13 protein-coding genes are annotated in these 16248 nt (G+C 52.8%); 8 read left to right on the forward strand and 5 right to left on the reverse strand.

Translation table 11 applies throughout. The features are described 5' to 3' along the window. The first annotated feature begins 9 nt into the window (after nt 1-9). The 6 genes from NXT01_RS00385 to pyk all read left to right on the forward strand — a co-directional run bounded on the left by NXT01_RS00385 (nt 10) and on the right by pyk (nt 5235). Entirely contained in the window at nt 10-570 is a 561-nt protein-coding gene (locus NXT01_RS00385) for a hypothetical protein (RefSeq protein ID WP_259076211.1), read from the forward strand. Next, nucleotides 567-1346, forward strand: a complete 780-nt coding sequence (locus NXT01_RS00390; protein ID WP_259076213.1) for an inositol monophosphatase family protein — start codon at nt 567-569, stop codon at nt 1344-1346. The genes NXT01_RS00385 and NXT01_RS00390 overlap by 4 nt, the downstream gene beginning before the upstream one ends. A gap of 1 nt (nt 1347) precedes the next feature. Beyond that, the gene (locus tag NXT01_RS00395; protein ID WP_259076215.1) at nt 1348-1806 is read left to right on the forward strand and encodes a Trp biosynthesis-associated membrane protein; all 459 of its coding nucleotides are present in this window, start codon (nt 1348-1350) and stop codon (nt 1804-1806) included. Between the two features lie 113 nt (nt 1807-1919). After that, a complete protein-coding gene (locus NXT01_RS00400) occupies nt 1920-2732 on the forward strand; it encodes an indole-3-glycerol-phosphate synthase (RefSeq protein WP_259076217.1) in 813 nt (270 codons plus the stop codon). A 61-nt stretch (nt 2733-2793) separates the two neighbouring features. Continuing rightward, nucleotides 2794-3663, forward strand: coding sequence for a prolipoprotein diacylglyceryl transferase (gene lgt, locus NXT01_RS00405; RefSeq protein ID WP_396124680.1), 870 nt, complete (start codon nt 2794-2796; stop codon nt 3661-3663). A gap of 138 nt (nt 3664-3801) precedes the next feature. Then, entirely contained in the window at nt 3802-5235 is a 1434-nt protein-coding gene (gene pyk / locus NXT01_RS00410) for a pyruvate kinase (protein WP_259076221.1), read from the forward strand. 197 nt (nt 5236-5432) lie between these two features. Here pyk and NXT01_RS00415 read toward each other — a convergent pair whose 3' ends face one another. The 5 genes from NXT01_RS00415 to NXT01_RS00435 all read right to left on the reverse strand — a co-directional run bounded on the left by NXT01_RS00415 (nt 5433) and on the right by NXT01_RS00435 (nt 13645). Continuing rightward, entirely contained in the window at nt 5433-6764 is a 1332-nt protein-coding gene (locus tag NXT01_RS00415) for an ABC transporter substrate-binding protein (protein ID WP_259076223.1), read from the reverse strand. Nucleotides 6765-7153: 389 nt separating this feature from the next. Then, nucleotides 7154-9541 (reverse strand): glycogen/starch/alpha-glucan phosphorylase, encoded by a 2388-nt coding sequence (locus tag NXT01_RS00420; protein WP_259076226.1) that lies wholly within the window; start codon nt 9539-9541, stop codon nt 7154-7156. Between the two features lie 336 nt (nt 9542-9877). After that, entirely contained in the window at nt 9878-11095 is a 1218-nt protein-coding gene (locus NXT01_RS00425; protein WP_259076228.1) for an amidohydrolase, read from the reverse strand. Nucleotides 11096-11134: 39 nt separating this feature from the next. Next, the gene (locus tag NXT01_RS00430; protein ID WP_259076232.1) at nt 11135-12463 is read right to left on the reverse strand and encodes a DUF4921 family protein; all 1329 of its coding nucleotides are present in this window, start codon (nt 12461-12463) and stop codon (nt 11135-11137) included. A gap of 63 nt (nt 12464-12526) precedes the next feature. Then, nucleotides 12527-13645, reverse strand: coding sequence for a glycerate kinase (locus tag NXT01_RS00435; RefSeq protein ID WP_259076234.1), 1119 nt, complete (start codon nt 13643-13645; stop codon nt 12527-12529). 380 nt (nt 13646-14025) lie between these two features. Here NXT01_RS00435 and gdhA point away from each other — a divergent pair, with 380 nt between their 5' ends. Further along, a complete protein-coding gene (gdhA, locus tag NXT01_RS00440; RefSeq protein WP_259076236.1) occupies nt 14026-15372 on the forward strand; it encodes an NADP-specific glutamate dehydrogenase in 1347 nt (448 codons plus the stop codon). A gap of 72 nt (nt 15373-15444) precedes the next feature. Next, nucleotides 15445-16155, forward strand: a complete 711-nt coding sequence (locus NXT01_RS00445) for a DivIVA domain-containing protein (RefSeq protein WP_259076238.1) — start codon at nt 15445-15447, stop codon at nt 16153-16155. The last annotated feature ends 93 nt before the right edge of the window (nt 16156-16248 follow it).

Here is a 16248-nt window from a genome sequence, read left to right on the forward strand (position 1 = left end):
CTCAATGACATGACTTTCAGCCTGATTCAACGGTTTGATCTTCCGCCAGCAGACGTAGGCGCAGTGCTCAACCAGGAAGCTGTCGATAACGAGATTTATATCCCGCGAGGCACGGATATTCCAGAGGAGCTCGCAACCTACCAGCACCTAATTTCTCGGGTTTTTGCGGAATACCGTGGCACCTCGGATCAGATGGGCTATATACCAGTTATTGCAGTCAACAGTTTGAGGGAACTTCACCCTTATACCTCTCTGGATCGCATGGCAGCCGAGATCACCGTGCACATGCACGGTGGGGAATGGCGCACTGCCGCCGACGCAGATTTCTGGGAACTCCTCGAAGAGCTCGACGCTCGAGGATTGCAGTGGCTCATTATCATGAGCGAATCACAGGAATCGTTCATCGATCTCATGCGCGATAGCGCGGCTGTGACGAACGCTAAAACTATAGCAGGCAGCGTTGACTCGTCCGCGATGCTAAGCGAACTAATTCGATATGAGTCAGAAGGCATTGCTGGCGCGATTATCCCCAGCACTATGCGTGCACGCATGGGAAAAAATACTTTATGATCAACCTCGAAAGCCTTTACGACCGCGCCGAAGGCGTGGTGAAGAGCGTCGAGCCTCTATTTACTGCAGGCCTTGGAGCAGCGCCGGAAATTGAGAAGTCTCGTGGTGATTTTGCCACTGCCATAGACCTAAAATTGGAAAGAATTATCAGCGCCGAACTTTCCGCCGCTACCGGAATTCCCGTCAGCGGGGAAGAATTTGGGGGACAACACACCGAGGTTTTCTGGATCGTCGATCCAATCGATGGCACCGCAAATTACGCCGCCGGAAATCCCACCTGCGCAATCCTCATGAGCCTCGTGGCATATGGGCGACCCGTTATTGGTTTCAGTAGCATCCCTTTTATGTCACGTAGATACGGTGCCTACGAGGGTTCCCCGCTTTTTATTAATGGCCGAGCGCAACCCCCACTAGAACCCCGCCCCAAAGTGCGTAGCCATATTGGTATCTCGTCCCTTTCTCGAACGGATGATAGTTACGCACGAACAGTCAGAGATATGTGTGCCGACTTCGGGTACAGCTCTCGCCTGATTGGTTCGGTCGGAGTTGATCTCGCTTTTGGGGCTGCTGGTATTTTCGCGGCAGGAGTCAGTCTCAGTCCGCACCTATGGGATAACGCAGCTGGTGTCGTACTCGCCCAAGCATCTGGTGCCATAGTCAGTGACCTCGTAGGCAACCCATGGACTGCAGATTCACACGGTCTTATTATTGGAAGTCAACCCTGTCACGAGCATTTGTGTACAGCGTTCGCAGATCTTAACCAAAAGGAGCGATAGAGTGACATACTCCTATAAGCTCTTTGGTCTCCTTATCGTTATGGCGACGATACTGATCGGTCTAGGTTCTCGGGCAACCGGGGAACCAGCGGCACTCTTGGCTACCTTCGCAGCGGGGCTAAGTGCCTTAGCGGTGCCTTTCACTCCAGCTTTGGGGCGTCGACTAGCGGGGGTAGGCGCCATAATCGCAGGCGTACTCGCTCTCATCTCTAGCAACTACGAACCGTTAGTGATCATCGGGGGACTCACAGCGATCGGTGGCGGTATAGGTATCGGTCTGAGACCGGGTTTGGTGCAGCGAAGCAGCGTATATCAGCGCAAAAGTCAGATCCGTGATCATCTTGTCACCGATCTCGAAGACGATCCCGAGTCTAGTCGGTTGATCTGGGATGCCCTCGATGCAGGTATCGACCCGACCGATGGAGATCAACCGAAAGGTGGAAAGTTCGAGGCTTCTTAGAGGGGGTACCCGTTCTTTTTGTTTTACTCATCAGCCCCATTAGCCTTAGACGTGCACCATGTGCTTTATGCTTGCCGGTATAAAGCTTCCTTTAAGTTAAGGATCGTCTTTCAGTGGCTTCGGTCTTAGAATCCATCATCGCTGGCGTTCGTGAGGATGTCCGCGCCCGTGAGGCTGTCATGTCTTTTCAACAAATGAAGCAACGGTCGCGACTTCATGCTCCCGATATCAGACCGGTGCGGCCGCTTTTTGAACAACGGGGCTGTCGCCTCATCGCTGAGATCAAAAGGGCAGCTCCCACCGTCGGTGAGATCGCTCATATTGATTCCGCCGTGGACTTGGCCCAGCAATTCGAACGTGGCGGTGCCGCCATCATCGCCTGCCATACCGAGCGTCGCCAATTTCATGGCTCCCTAGAAGAGATGGCCGAAGTGCGCAAAGCAGTGGCAACGCCCATTATGTGCCGCGACTTTATTATCGATCCCTACCAGATCCACGAAGCCCGCTACTATGGCGCTGATATGGTCCCTCTTCGGGTAGCCGCCCTCGACCAACCACATCTTGCCGCGCTCATCGACCGCGTTGAATCACTGGGAATGGCTGCGCTTGTAGAAGTGCGGAATCCGCAGGAGGCCTCTCGAGCCTTGGCTGCCGGCGCTAGCATAATCGGGGTTAATGCGAGGGATTTTGAGACAATGACCTTAAATCGTCGTGCCTTCGGTGATATTGCACCAGGCTTGCCGCACAGTATTATAAAAATTGCTTTGTCGGGGGTGCGCACCGCGGCCGAGCTTCTTGATTATGCGGCTTCGGGTGCGGACGCTGTAGTCATGGGACAATCCCTGGTGACTGCCGATTCACCGCAGGAATTTACTAAAAAGCTGGTCTCGGTGGGACTTCATCCCTCCTGTCCGGGGCGCGGTTAAAAGAATATCTTCACCGCACTATCTAAAACGTACCGTCATTATTGGGAGCATATTTGTGATTATGAGTACACTTGCCGCTATTCCGTCGCCTCCGCAAGGGGTGTGGTACTTAGGCTCCTTCCCCTTGCGTGGTTATGCCTTGAGTATCATAGTGGGGATTATTGTGGCGATATGGATCGGTCGCCGCCGATATCACGAGCGTGGTGGCGATCCAGAACTCGTCCTCGACGCGGCTATTATTGCCATTCCCGCTGGGATAATCGGCGGTCGTCTCTATCACGTGATTACCGATAACCATAAATACTTCTGTGATACCTGTAATCCAGTGGACGCACTAAAGATCACCAATGGAGGTCTCGGAATTTGGGGGGCTGTATTCCTTGGCGCAGTGGCAGTATGGGGTTATCTGCGGTGGCGAAAGATTCCCTTTGCGCCCTTTGCTGATGCCCTCATACCCGGCGTCATTTTGGCTCAGGGGATCGGACGACTGGGTAATTGGTTTAATCAAGAACTCTACGGTGCGGAAACTACAGTGCCGTGGGCACTCGAGATTTATTATCGAGTAGACGAGATGGGGCAATACGCGCCAATGACGGGGCGCTCGACGGGCGAAATTATTGCCACAGTGCACCCAACCTTCCTCTACGAGCTGGTGTGGAATGTCGCGGTATTCTTTTTTCTTATCTTTATGGACAGAAAACTCCGACTGGGTCATGGCCGAGTTTTTGCCCTCTATGTGATGAGCTATACCGCGGGTCGGTTCATTATCGAGAATATGCGCACCGATGAGGCCACGCTAATTGAGGGAATCAGGATCAATGCGATCGTCTCCATTGCGGCCTTTGTGATGGCTGGCATCGTTTTCTTTCTCTTGCCACGCGGGCGGGAGTCGGCCGGGGAGATCAGTCCTCACCGAGCGGCAGCCGAATAAGGTCAAAAGTTATTTCTATCACACCTTTTTTCTAGTGAGCTGCGTTTATGCCCGTTTGCATCTTATTTCCTTAGTCCGACGGTGTGACCTAGGGCGGCTTGTTAGCGCATTTGGCTTTGTGCGATTAGTGTTTAAGGCATGGAACGTCGCACTAAGATAGTTTGTACTCTGGGTCCTGCTGTTGCCAGCAAGGACGCTATTTTGAACCTTGTCCGTGATGGTATGAACGTGGCTCGCATGAACTTCTCCCATGGTGACCACGCCGACCATGAGCAAAACTACCGCTGGGTTCGCGAAGCAACCGATGAAACTGGTCGCGCTGTCGGTATTTTGGCCGACCTGCAGGGGCCCAAGATTCGCCTTGGTCGCTTCGCCACCGGCGCCACTGTGTGGGAGAACGGTGAAATCGTTCGGATCACCGTCGACGACGTCGAGGGTACCCACGACCGTGTATCCACCACCTACAAGAACCTAGCCAAGGACGCTAAGCCTGGCGATCGCCTCCTCGTTGATGATGGCAAGGTTGCACTTGTATGTAAGAGCGTCGAAGGCAATGACGTAGTCTGCGAAGTAGTGGAAGGTGGCCCAGTTTCCAATAACAAGGGCGTATCCCTGCCTGGTATGGACATTTCCGTCCCCGCCCTATCCGAAAAAGACATTCGTGACCTGCGTTTCGCCCTCAAACTAGGCGTGGATTTCATTGCTCTCTCCTTCGTCCGCTCAGCGGAAGACGTTGAACTCGTCCACCAGATCATGGACGAGGAAGGGCGCCGCGTCCCGGTCATTGCAAAGCTGGAGAAACCTGAAGCTATTGAAAGCCTCGAAGCTATCGTTCTCGCCTTCGACGGCATTATGGTCGCCCGCGGTGACCTCGGTGTTGAATGCCCACTCGAGCTGGTTCCGCATGTTCAAAAGCGCGCCGTGCAAATCGCGCGTGAGAATGCAAAGCCCGTCATCGTTGCAACTCAGATGCTGGACTCCATGATCACCAACTCCCGTCCGACTCGCGCTGAGGCTTCCGACGTGGCTAATGCTGTCCTCGACGGCGCTGATGCCGTGATGCTTTCCGGTGAGACCTCGGTTGGTGTAGATCCCCACAATACCGTGCGTACCATGGCTCGTATCGTTATGGCCGCTGAGCAAGATGGTGAGGTGCCTCCACTGGCCCATATCCCACGTACCAAGCGTGGCGTTATTTCCTACTCTGCGCGCGATATCGCCGAACGCTTGAATGCCAAGGCATTGGTTGCCTTTACCTCCTCCGGTGATACCGCAAAGCGTGTCGCTCGTTTGCGCACGGATTTACCGCTTCTCGTATTTACTCCGCATGTGGCGGTTCGCAGTGAACTTGCCCTGACCTGGGGCGCCGAGACCTTCCTCACTCCTGATCTGGCAAGCACCGATGAAATGATCGAAGAAATTGATAAGCAGCTGCTGTCCATGGATCGCTATTCTCGCGATGACATGGTAGTTATGGTAGCCGGCACCCCTCCAGGAGTATCTGGTAACACCAATATGATCCAGGTTCATCTCCTGGGTGAAGAGACCGTGGTTAAGCAAATCAAGGCCTAGGAAAAAAAAGAAGCTGTCCATGTAGTGGGCAGCTTCTTTTTTTATGCACACAAGAAAGACAAAGAGTACTTGCGATATATTCATCTAATCATGGGCCTTGAGGAAGCTGTGAGAAACCGCGATTCCACTAGTTGGGGGCTACAACAACGCATAAACGAACCCGCGTTGGATTTAACTAGAAAAGTCGAGTCCGATGCCTAGGTATTCGCATTCTTTTCAGCTGCCCAGCTCTCGACGAATTGGGACACGACATCAGACCATTCCATTCTGCCAGTTGCATACTGGGTTAAAGCTAAGCCGAAGTCGTCCTTGAACTGTTGTGAAGGAAAATACTGAAAGACCCACGGAATAGTTATTCTGTGCGTATCGGAAAGAGCCACAGCAACTTCACGGGCTAGAGGATTATCGGGGGTATCGTCTTCAGCATATTGCTTGAAAGGGGCTATAAAACCAAGGTCGTCGATCACGTATTTTTTTCCGGCATCGCTGGTGAATAGCCAATTGATAAAATCAATCGACGCCTGCTGATCCTCTTTGGGGGCTTTCGCGTTAACGGCCAGATAGTTCTCAGTGCCAACAGCTAAGCCCTGGTGCGGGTCATCGGACATACCAGTATAAAGCGGTAAGAATTTGACTTTATCTGGCTTTATGATGCTGCCCTCCACCTCAGTGACTTGGCTCCATCCCCACGTACCGTTTTGCACCATAGCCGATTTTCCGAGCGCGAATTCCGTCATGGAATCCGAGACTTGCTGTGTCGGAGTCAAGGTTTTATCTACCGTGGAATTATTAAGGTATAGATCAAAAAGCTTTTTAAAATTCGCGTTGTATTTGAAGACCACGGTGTCGAGATTATGGCTTTGGGCGTCTCTAAACTCGTAATACATAGGGATATTGGCAAGGTGGGTTTGCCAACGCCAATCCTCCCCTGCTTTTAGCGATGTTGAGGAGAATACTCCGTCAATGCCAAGTGTTTCCTTCCTAGACTGCATATCGTCGGCAACCGCTTTGAGCGTCGTATAATCGCGAATATCCGCTGCTGACGTCGCTTGAGCTCCAGGCATAGCGAAGTATCGATCTAGGATTTCCTCGTTGTAGATAATTCCGTAGCCCTCTACTGCAAAGGGCACTCCGTAAACCTTGCCGTCATCACCCCTGAGAGCCTGATTGGGCTGTTTGAGCGCCGCCGTCAGTGCGATATCGGAGAGATCTGCGGTGTAGTGCTGCCACGTTTTCAAGCCTGTAGGGCCATTGAGCTGGAAAAGGGTAGGGGCATCTGGTTGGGACACCTCAGTTTTGAGAGCATTTTCGTAATTTCCTGAAGTAACAGTCTCGATTTTCACGGGAACACCAGTCTGAGCTGTATATGCTGCGGCGATTTTTTGGTAGGCAGACTCTTGCTCCGGTTTGAAATTCAGAAAGTAAACGGAAGGCTGCCCATCATCGCCGGTGCTGCACGCACTAAGACCCGTCAGAACCACGGTACTCACTACGGCGGCTGAGAGTATACGGCACACATGAATTGCCACGATGACCTCCTTCGATTCATATCTGCTTCAGCTACTTAACCTTGCTGCGGGGCTTCACGGAAAGCGAGAGATGGTGGTGGTAGATCACAGCAGTGTAGAGGTTCAATCTAGATCTCAACTCTCGCACCAAAATGAAGTCTACCGCTTCGTGATAGTTGTAGTAAGCATGTGCTCGGTTCAAACGGACTTTCACCACCATATCCTAGAGTGAGACCGCGTAGTTTTTTTAAAGTGTCGGATCTGTACTTGGGTAGAACCCGCCGCGCAAGCGACCCCATTACCGGTTGAACTGATCGGGCAGATACGGGCCCGAGGATGCTGCGAAGCTATGGCGAAAAAAATCCGCGATATGACGGTGGCGCCAAATCGCGGATCTCACTCAGAAGTGATTAGATTTTGGTTTCTTCTAGCTTCCACACTTCGCGAGCGTAGTCACCGATAGTGCGGTCGGAGGAGAAGCGGCCGGACTCGCAAATATTGACCCAGCACATGCGGGCCCAATGTAGGCGATCAGCGTAGAAATCTGCAGCCATCTTATCGCGGGTTTCGCGATAGGCGGCAAAATCGCCGAGAACGTAGTACACGTCTGGGGTCTCCCAGCCGCCCCCATCGAGGAGGGAGGCGCGCAGATCGTGGAAGAGACCAGACTGATTATCGTCCAGATTGCCATCCACGAAGGCATCGAGCACGCGCTTGAGGCCCGGAACGGTCTCGTAAACATGGTAGGGGCTGTAATTGGTCCGCAGTTCCGGCAGTTCCTCAACCTTGGCACCAAAGATATAGGCGTTGTCGTCGCCCACAGAATCCAGAATTTCCACATTGGCACCGTCAAGGGTACCGAGGGTGAGAGCACCGTTCATCATGAACTTCATATTTGAGGTGCCGGAAGCTTCCTTGCCTGCAGTGGAGATCTGCTCAGAGACATCAGAGGCTGGGATGATGTGCTCGGCCGGGGAAACATTGTAATTTTCCACGAAGACTACACGCAGCACCTTTGAGACCTCAGGGTCACTGTTGACGAGGCGACCGATCTCGTTGATGAGCTTAATAATGCCCTTGGCACGTACGTATCCGGGAGCCGCTTTAGCACCAAAGATAAAGGTACGAGGAGGAACGTTGCTTTCTCCGTCGATCTTGATGCGGAAGTAGAGATCCAAAATATACAAAGCGTTCATAAGCTGGCGCTTGTATTCGTGCAGACGCTTAATCTGAACGTCGTAGATCGACTCTGGATCAATGGCAATGCCTTGGCGATCCTCGATCCACTGGGCGAAGTCGCGCTTATTAGCATCCTTAACATCGAGAAGTTCCTGCATGATGGCATCGTCTTCGCCGTATTTGCGCAGCTTCTTGAGTTCATCAAGGTCGGTGACCCAAGCATCGGAACCAAGCAGGCGAGTGAGGAGGTCAGCCAAGCGCGGGTTGCACATCTTCAACCAGCGGCGTGGGGTCACACCATTGGTCTTGTTATTGAATTTCGCAGGCCAGATCTCGTGCCATTCCTTTAGGGTCTCTGCCTTGATGATCTCGGTGTGGAGGGCAGCGACACCGTTGATGGAGTAAGCGGCATAGCAGGCGATCCACGCCATATGGACCACGCCGTCCTGGACAGGGGCCATATAGTTAATGCGCCCTGCGTCGAGGCCGCGCTGAGCCATATCTTCCCGGAAGCGGCGGTCAATTTCGACCACAATTTCAAAGACGCGGTAGAACAGCTGCTGGAAAATGGTGCACGACCATTGCTCGAGAGCCTCAGCAAGAACCGTGTGGTTAGTGTAGGCGAAGGTTTCGGTAACGATCTTCCATGCTGCATCCCAGCCCAGTCCGTGATCGTCCATGAGCAAACGCATGAGCTCAGGGATGGCGAGCACAGGGTGGGTATCGTTGAGCTGAATCGAGTTGTACTTGCCAAAATCGCTGAGATCATTGCCGTGCTGTTCGATATAATTATCGATCATTGCCTGCAAGGACGCAGAGCAGAAGAAGTACTGCTGGCGTACGCGCAGGAGTTTGCCAGCGTAGGTGGTGTCGTTCGGGTACAGCACGCGGCATAGATCCATGACACGTTCGCGTTCTACGATCGCATCAGTAAATAGCTGGGAGTTGAAGGCCTCGTAGTCGAATTCCTCCAGTGGCTCTGCTTTCCATAACCGCAGCGTACCCACGTTTTTGGTGCCATAGCCGGTGATTGGCATATCAAAGGGGATTGCGCGAACGACCATATCGTCGAATTTTACGGTCCGCTGCTCTTCCTCGCGACGGACTACGAAGGGGTAGCCGTCTTCCTTCCACGCGTCAGGCTCCTCGGTCTGGAAGCCGTTGTCAAAAATCTGCTTGAACAAACCATAACGGTAGAGGATGCCGTAACCGGTTACTGGATAGTCGTGGGTGACGGCGGAGTCGAGGAAGCAGGCGGCGAGACGGCCGAGGCCGCCATTGCCTAGTGCGGCATCGTTTTCGGCTTCAAGAACATCCGAGAGCTCGTGGCCCAATTCCCTGGTGGCCTTTTCTGCATCCTCAACCAGATCGAGGTTGGTGAGATTATTCAGCAGTGCGCGACCCATAAGGAATTCAGCAGACAGGTAGTGCTGTTGGCGAGTAGCGTTATAGGCCTTGGTGGTCCTCTCCCAGTTATCGGAGAGCTGTTCCATAACGGAGTGCGATAGGCCGAACCAGAACTTGCGGTTGGTTGCGGTAGCTGGGGATGAGCCGGCTACGGCGCGGACGTGGCCTGCAACAGTAGCATCCAGCGCAGGGGTCTTCGTGGAATTCTTCATAATATAGAAGTTCTTCTCCTGTAATCATAGGGGATAGATCGATGGCGAAATGCATCTGAAGCCATCGATCTCTTCTTAGCGCCCCAGTCTAGTAGCCGCGTACTGAAAAGTACTATTGAAAATACCCACGAACCTGTTTTGCCCCCGTTTTTAGCGAAACTACAGCTGCGCTTTATACCGCCTAAATCATTTAATACCGTATCTAGCTGGTTAAATAAAGGTGATTAACGGTTCAAATTTGGGTGATGTGAGTTTGGACTACATTTGCTGCTTTGAGATTTATCACATCTTAATGGAGATGAATGGGGTTATGGTGCCGTGCTAGTTATGAGCATTTTAATTTTTTGATGAGTGGCCCAGGTAGTGCAGCACCGCCAATAAGGAAGACTCAACGCAAGCAGAGAGTGTGGGAGCGAAATCGGGAAGGAAATCGGGCATGTGGTTTCCTGGCGCACTACTTGGATCGGCCTCCCACACGTATTTGGGCGTTGCTCCAACAAACCAGAAGAAATAGGGGCTGTCCCACGAGCGCGGAATATTCGAAAAATCTTCCGAAGCGGTCCACCGTTCGGCCACCTGTGAGTTGTCACCGAAGTGGGAGTCGAAAACTGGACGTAAATCCTGATAGATTTTCTCCGAGTTATCGGTGAGCGGGGCATGAGCATAGTAGCGAATACTAGGTTCTTCTATAATTCCAGATGCTTGGCACTCGGCTCGCACCACTCGTTCGATTGCGGCATAGAGTGTGTCGCGCACAGAGGAATCATAGCTACGGCAATTGAGCACCAGGCGCGCTGAACCTGGGATCGTATTCGAAGAATGACCGGATTCAAGAGTTCCTACTGAAATAACCGCAAAATCGTGTGGAGAAATTTCGCGACCTACTATGCCCTGTAGTCGCATCACAATGGCTGCAGCGGTAAAGGTGGGGTCGATCGACAAATGTGGCATTGAGCCGTGGGCGGATTTCCCTTCAATAGTGATCTCAATCGTGTCTGCAGTAGTGAGAATGGGGCCCGGGCGGGTGAATACTGTACCTGCAGAGCCGGCAATAATATGCAGTCCCAAGCAGAGATCGGGGCGCGGCAGGATGGCATGAAGCCCAGCGTCGACCATTTTTTGAGCCCCTCGACCGTTTTCTTCACTCGGTTGGAATAGCGCGATGAAGGTGCCCGACCACGCTTGACGGTTCGCATCCAAAATAGCTACGACTGAAAGTAACGAGGTTGCGTGCATATCGTGACCGCAGGCATGCATAACCCCAGGATTCTGTGAAGTGTAGCTCACCTGGGTCTCCTCCGTGACAGGCAGGCCGTCGAAATCCGCGCGCAATAAAACGCATGGTCCGTCGCCATTGCGCAGAGTAGCCACGATGCCAAAACCGCCTATATCTGTAATCACCTCCGCGTCAAAAGGTGCCAGCGCACCAATAATGCTCTTCGCGGTGAACTCCTCATGCTCAGATAGTTCAGGGTGCTGGTGAAGATATTCATAGAGTTCCCGCTGCCAGGAGAGATCTGTGTGGGAAATGAGTTCGTGGATGGAGTTAGTCATTCTTCATACTGTAGTGAGTGCGAACCTTAAGTGGGAGGCTTATAAAGGAAGTAGGCGATTGTATTTGAGACTGTTGCGCTCGATGGTGCATTCGGTAGCGATCTGAATATCTGAGGAGATACTGTTGCTATCTCTTAATTGGAACATCGATGACACCACTCGGTCACGGACATCCCAAGGACTGAGGGTGTTCAGATATACTTTTGTGCCACCTTCGAAACCTGCCAAGGTGGATACGCGCCACTTAATCATCACCCGCCAGGGCATGGGGATGTCTAGGTCAATAGGTTTATGATGCCACTCTTCATTGCTGGGCACATGGGGGCCAACCGCTGCGTGGCAGGCGTGGATCAAGTCACTCATTGAAGCTACTTCTGCTGGAGTTTGCAGCCAGGGCTCAGGGGTGGGGGACTTCGAATAAACCTCTAAAGTGGGGTAACGGTGACCGAAGCCAGCGAAGCAGATAGCATGCTCATTCTCGGCGATCACTAAATTCCGCATCGCGGCATAGTTGACGGCCCATTCGTTGTACATATTGGGATTCTGCCGTAGTTTGGCTACCTCGTTCTCGGCCGCCAGCCCGCGCTCATCGATGCTAACTAGTTGCTTGTGCAAATGATCGAAAGAGGCGCCGGCGGGTTTGAGCCAGTTCTGAAAAACGGCAACATAAGGGGTGTAGCGATTATTGGAGTATAAATCCTGCATGGTGTGGATAGTGAACTGGATAAAGGCTCGGTGCTCCACGACGCTTAAGCTGCCCGCGGAGGCTAGGCCCGTATGGTCATGTGCATGATCGGAAAAATGCCGTCGGCCGATAATGAGGTCATGGCCACCGCCAAAAAAGCTCTCAGCTTCCTTGACCAGGATCTGGCTAGGAAGTTCAGGGTCAAGTCCAGCGGCCTGGCGCTTGGTTTTTACCATCCGCAATATATGGTCGATGCCGCGTGGATCCGATTGGTACTGCTGCATCCATGATCGTTGCGCTGCATTCATTTCGAAGCCGTAGTTGGCCTGCCAGTAGGCGTAACTGACGATCTCGAATAGGTTTGATACCCGCCTAAACTCCGCCTCGGTGCCATCGATTTCGGCAAAGCTGGGTTTTTCTACAATTTCAAAATCGTTTTCGCCGTGACGGATAACCCGCGCCTTTTCTGGTGGTGTTTCGTCTAAGCGAGCACTGCAGAAAGCGCAATAGTTTTCCCGTTCTCCTGGTGTGATTGGGAGAGTATCGCGGGCTGGGTGATCAAGAGGGCGGTGCCCGCGTCCGGGTACCGTCCAAACCTCAGTACCCGAGAAAGGATTAATTTGCTTAATCGTGCCATCGGCCATGGTTTGGATCGGATTAACTCGCGAAAACAGGAAACTCATAGGCACTGATAATAGTCGGTATATCGGTGCCTATTGCCAAACTTTGGGCGAAGGAGGGGAAAATTATTTCCGAGGATTCTCCTGTAATGTCCTCAGAATTTCGTGGGCGATCTTTTTGCCGGCGTCGCGAAGCTGTTCTGGCAAGGGGGCATCGATGAGTGTGTAGGTCCAATCGGCCTGAGGAGTGCCCTCAATTTTCCCCGCCACCACTATCGTGCGCGCCGGGGAGTGTGAGGCTATATCTAATACTTCAAAGACCACTTTCCCCGCCTCGGATTGGGAGTCAAACTGTCCCTCGCCGGTGATAATCCAGTCCGCTTCGTGGCTTAGATGCATGAGATCGAGGGAGTCGGCAACAACCTTGGCACCGGGGAGTAGATGGATATGATCGCTAGACCCATAGATAAGCCGTGACAGCCAGATGAGTCCTAGGGGTAGAGCCCCTGCTGCCCCGAAGCCGACTGTTTGCGGGTCGAGGTCGACGAGACTCGCAAAATCGGTGATGCCGCGCTCGAGAATGTCCTGCTCAGCTGGGGTTGCTCCCTTCTGCGGAGCGAATTGACGGGCGGTGCCGTTTGGGCCCGTGGCTGGGTTGGAGACATCTCGTAGTAGAATCCACTCGAGTTGGGCAGCGCCGATATTGAGGGTGGCGGTATCGAGGCGGTCAATGGAGCTCAGAGAACCCCCACCGTGAGCGACTGGGCGACCGTGAGTATCGACTGGCACCACTCCTAGGGCCGCGAGAATACCCGTGCCCGCATCAGTGGTGGCTGTGCCACCTAATCCCAGGACTATGCGGGTGGCTCCGCGGGCATGAGCATCCGCAATGAGTACACCGGTTCCGAAAGTATCGGCATCAAGAGGTCGTGGATCATCTGCTACGAGTGGGAGGCCAGAGGCTTGAGCGAGATCGATATAGGCCGTGTGGATCTCGGAGTCGAAGGTGTAACTAGCCTCAATCAGGCGCCCATTAGCGTCGATAGACGGAAGAGTGATGCGCTCACCCGTGAAGACTTCACTGGTTCCCTCACCGCCATCGGCCATGGGGCATTGTACAATATCAATCTCCTCTGGAGCCATGTGGTGTAAGAGTTCCGTTTGTATGCTGTGAGCGAGCATGGCGGCGATTTCGGTGGCACTACCAGAGCCCTTGAAGGAGTCGGGGGCGATAACAATGCGCATCGAAGGAACTTCCTATCGTGTGGTACTCGGGGCTAGATTTCTAGCCCCATACTATAGCGAGCGAGGGGCCACGCTGGAGTAATTTACCCCCACGACGAGCCCTTAATGAAAACTATATATAGCGATCCTGACGGTCGGATAATCTGGAAAAACCTCAGATGACATGCATCTATCCCAAAAGGGGGTATTGAATTCGATAGCTGAATAGGTACTAATTTCTATAGCTGTGTAGAATTATGCTGCACACAATAGTCGCCCCGACTCTTCGGCTCGTGAATATAGAGTTTTTATAGGTTTTAATCATCTCTCACTACGGTCGTAGCGGTTGTAGCTCAAGAGTACAAGCGGGGTGCTTTATATGGACTAGGGAAGGAACCACTATGTCTGAAATCAAAAAAACCATCGATACTTATTACGAAACCCTGGTCAAGCGCAACGCCGGCGAGGCTGAATTTCATCAAGCTGTCGACGAGGTTTTTGAGTCCCTGAAAATCGTTGCAGAAAAAGATCCTCAATATCTAGAAGACGGCCTAATCGAGCGCATCTGCGAACCCGATCGGCAGGTTCTCTTCCGGGTGACATGGGTCGACGACCAGGGGCGAGTGCAGACAAACCGCGGTTTCCGTGTCCAATTCAATGCAGCACTGGGGCCCTATAAAGGCGGCCTGCGTTTTCACCCCTCGGTCAACTTGGGCATTGTAAAATTTCTAGGCTTCGAACAGATCTTTAAAAATGCTTTGACGGGCCAGGCCATTGGCGGTGGCAAGGGTGGATCGGACTTTGATCCAAAGGGTAAGTCTGACGCCGAAATCATGCGCTTCTGCCAGGCATTTATGACCGAACTGCGCCGCCATATCGGCCAGTTTACCGATGTGCCTGCCGGTGATATCGGGGTAGGCGGCCGGGAAATTGGTTATCTCTTTGGCCAATATCGACGCCTCGCTAATCAATACGAAGCTGGAGTGCTTACCGGTAAAGGTTTGGGTTGGGGCGGATCGCTGGTGCGAACCGAAGCCACAGGTTATGGTTGCGTCTACTTTACCCAAGAACTAATGAAAACCCACGGAGCCTCCTTCGATGGTGCCACAGTGGTGGTCTCCGGTTCTGGCAATGTCTCGATATATGCCATCGAAAAGGCCCAAGAACTGGGTGCAACGGTGGTTGGTTTTTCGGATTCATCAGGTTGGGTTCATACCCCAGAAGGAGTGGATGTAGAAAAGCTCAAGGAGATCAAGGAAGATCGACGCGAGCGCGTTTCGGTCTACGCCGATGAAGTTGCTGGAACAACCTTCCACCCTGAGGGGTCGATCTGGGATCTGCCATGTGATGTGGCCCTTCCGTGCGCAACCCAAAACGAGCTCGATGGCAATCATGCTCGCACCCTGGCTCAGAATGGCTGTAGATTCGTCGCCGAAGGCGCTAATATGCCGTCGACAGCTGAGGCTATCGATGTCTATCGGGAACTTGGTATCCACTTCGCACCTGGTAAGGCCGCTAATGCTGGTGGTGTAGCCACCTCTGCATTGGAAATGCAACAAAACGCCTCCCGCGAGTCGTGGACTTTTGACTACGCTGATCAGCGCCTGCAAGAAATTATGAGCGATATTTATCGCACCTGCGAGGAAACCGCCCGCGAATACGGTCACGAGGGAGACCTTGTCATCGGAGCAAATATTGCTGGATTTAAGAAGGTTGCCGACGCCATGTTGGCTCACGGAGTTTTCTAAGCAGAAAATTTTCGGGCGGGATGCGTTGTTGCAGACAGCGCATCTCGCTTTTGTGCAGGTATGCTTGGAACTATGTACCGCGTCTTCCAATCCCTTGATGAACTAGTCCGTAACGTTGAACAAGCTTACGGGGTGCCCATGACCGCCAACTGCATGGTGCCTCGCAACGAGATGCTTGCGCTTCTCGATGATTTACGCAATGCGCTACCGATAGAAATAGACGATGCCCAAGACGTCATCGACCAAAAAGATGAGATCATTGGACAGGCTCAGATTGAGGCTCAGAATTTAGTAGACGATGCCCGTGAAGAAGCTCATTCGATGATGAGTCATGCTCAAAGCGACTCTGAAGCTATGCTGGCCGATGCGGAAAACAGGGCTCATGCCACTGTGGCGCGCGCCCAGGATGAAGCTGACGCGCTTTTAGAATCGAGCCGTCGAGAAGCTGAGAGCACCGTTGAGCGCGCGGGGATTGAAGCCAAGCGCCTCATTGACTCCGGTAACGACCAATACCAGCGCAGCATCGACGAGGGGCTTGCTGAGCAGCAGCGGCTTGTCAGCGAATCCGAAGTGGTACGCCGTGCTAATGAAGAAGCCCACCGCATCGTCGACGCCGCACACGCTGATTCGAACCGCCTGCGAACTGAATGTGATCAGTTCGTGGATTCAAAATTAGCTGAATTCGAAGAGGCTCTCTCCGCTACGCTGCGGGTTGTTTCCAAAGATCGCAGCGCACTGCGTAGCGGTGCCGGAGCTTCGGGTGGCGCCCGTTATAGCAAGTAGTTACTGAAACCCTAGGCCCCGAGTAAGCACTCGGGGCTTTTACTTCTGTTGGAAGCCTTAGGCTGCTAGAAGAATAAAAAGGGAGTAGAGTTT

The sequence above is a fragment of the Corynebacterium sp. ES2775-CONJ genome (assembly GCF_024814515.1).
Lineage (GTDB): Bacteria > Actinomycetota > Actinomycetes > Mycobacteriales > Mycobacteriaceae > Corynebacterium.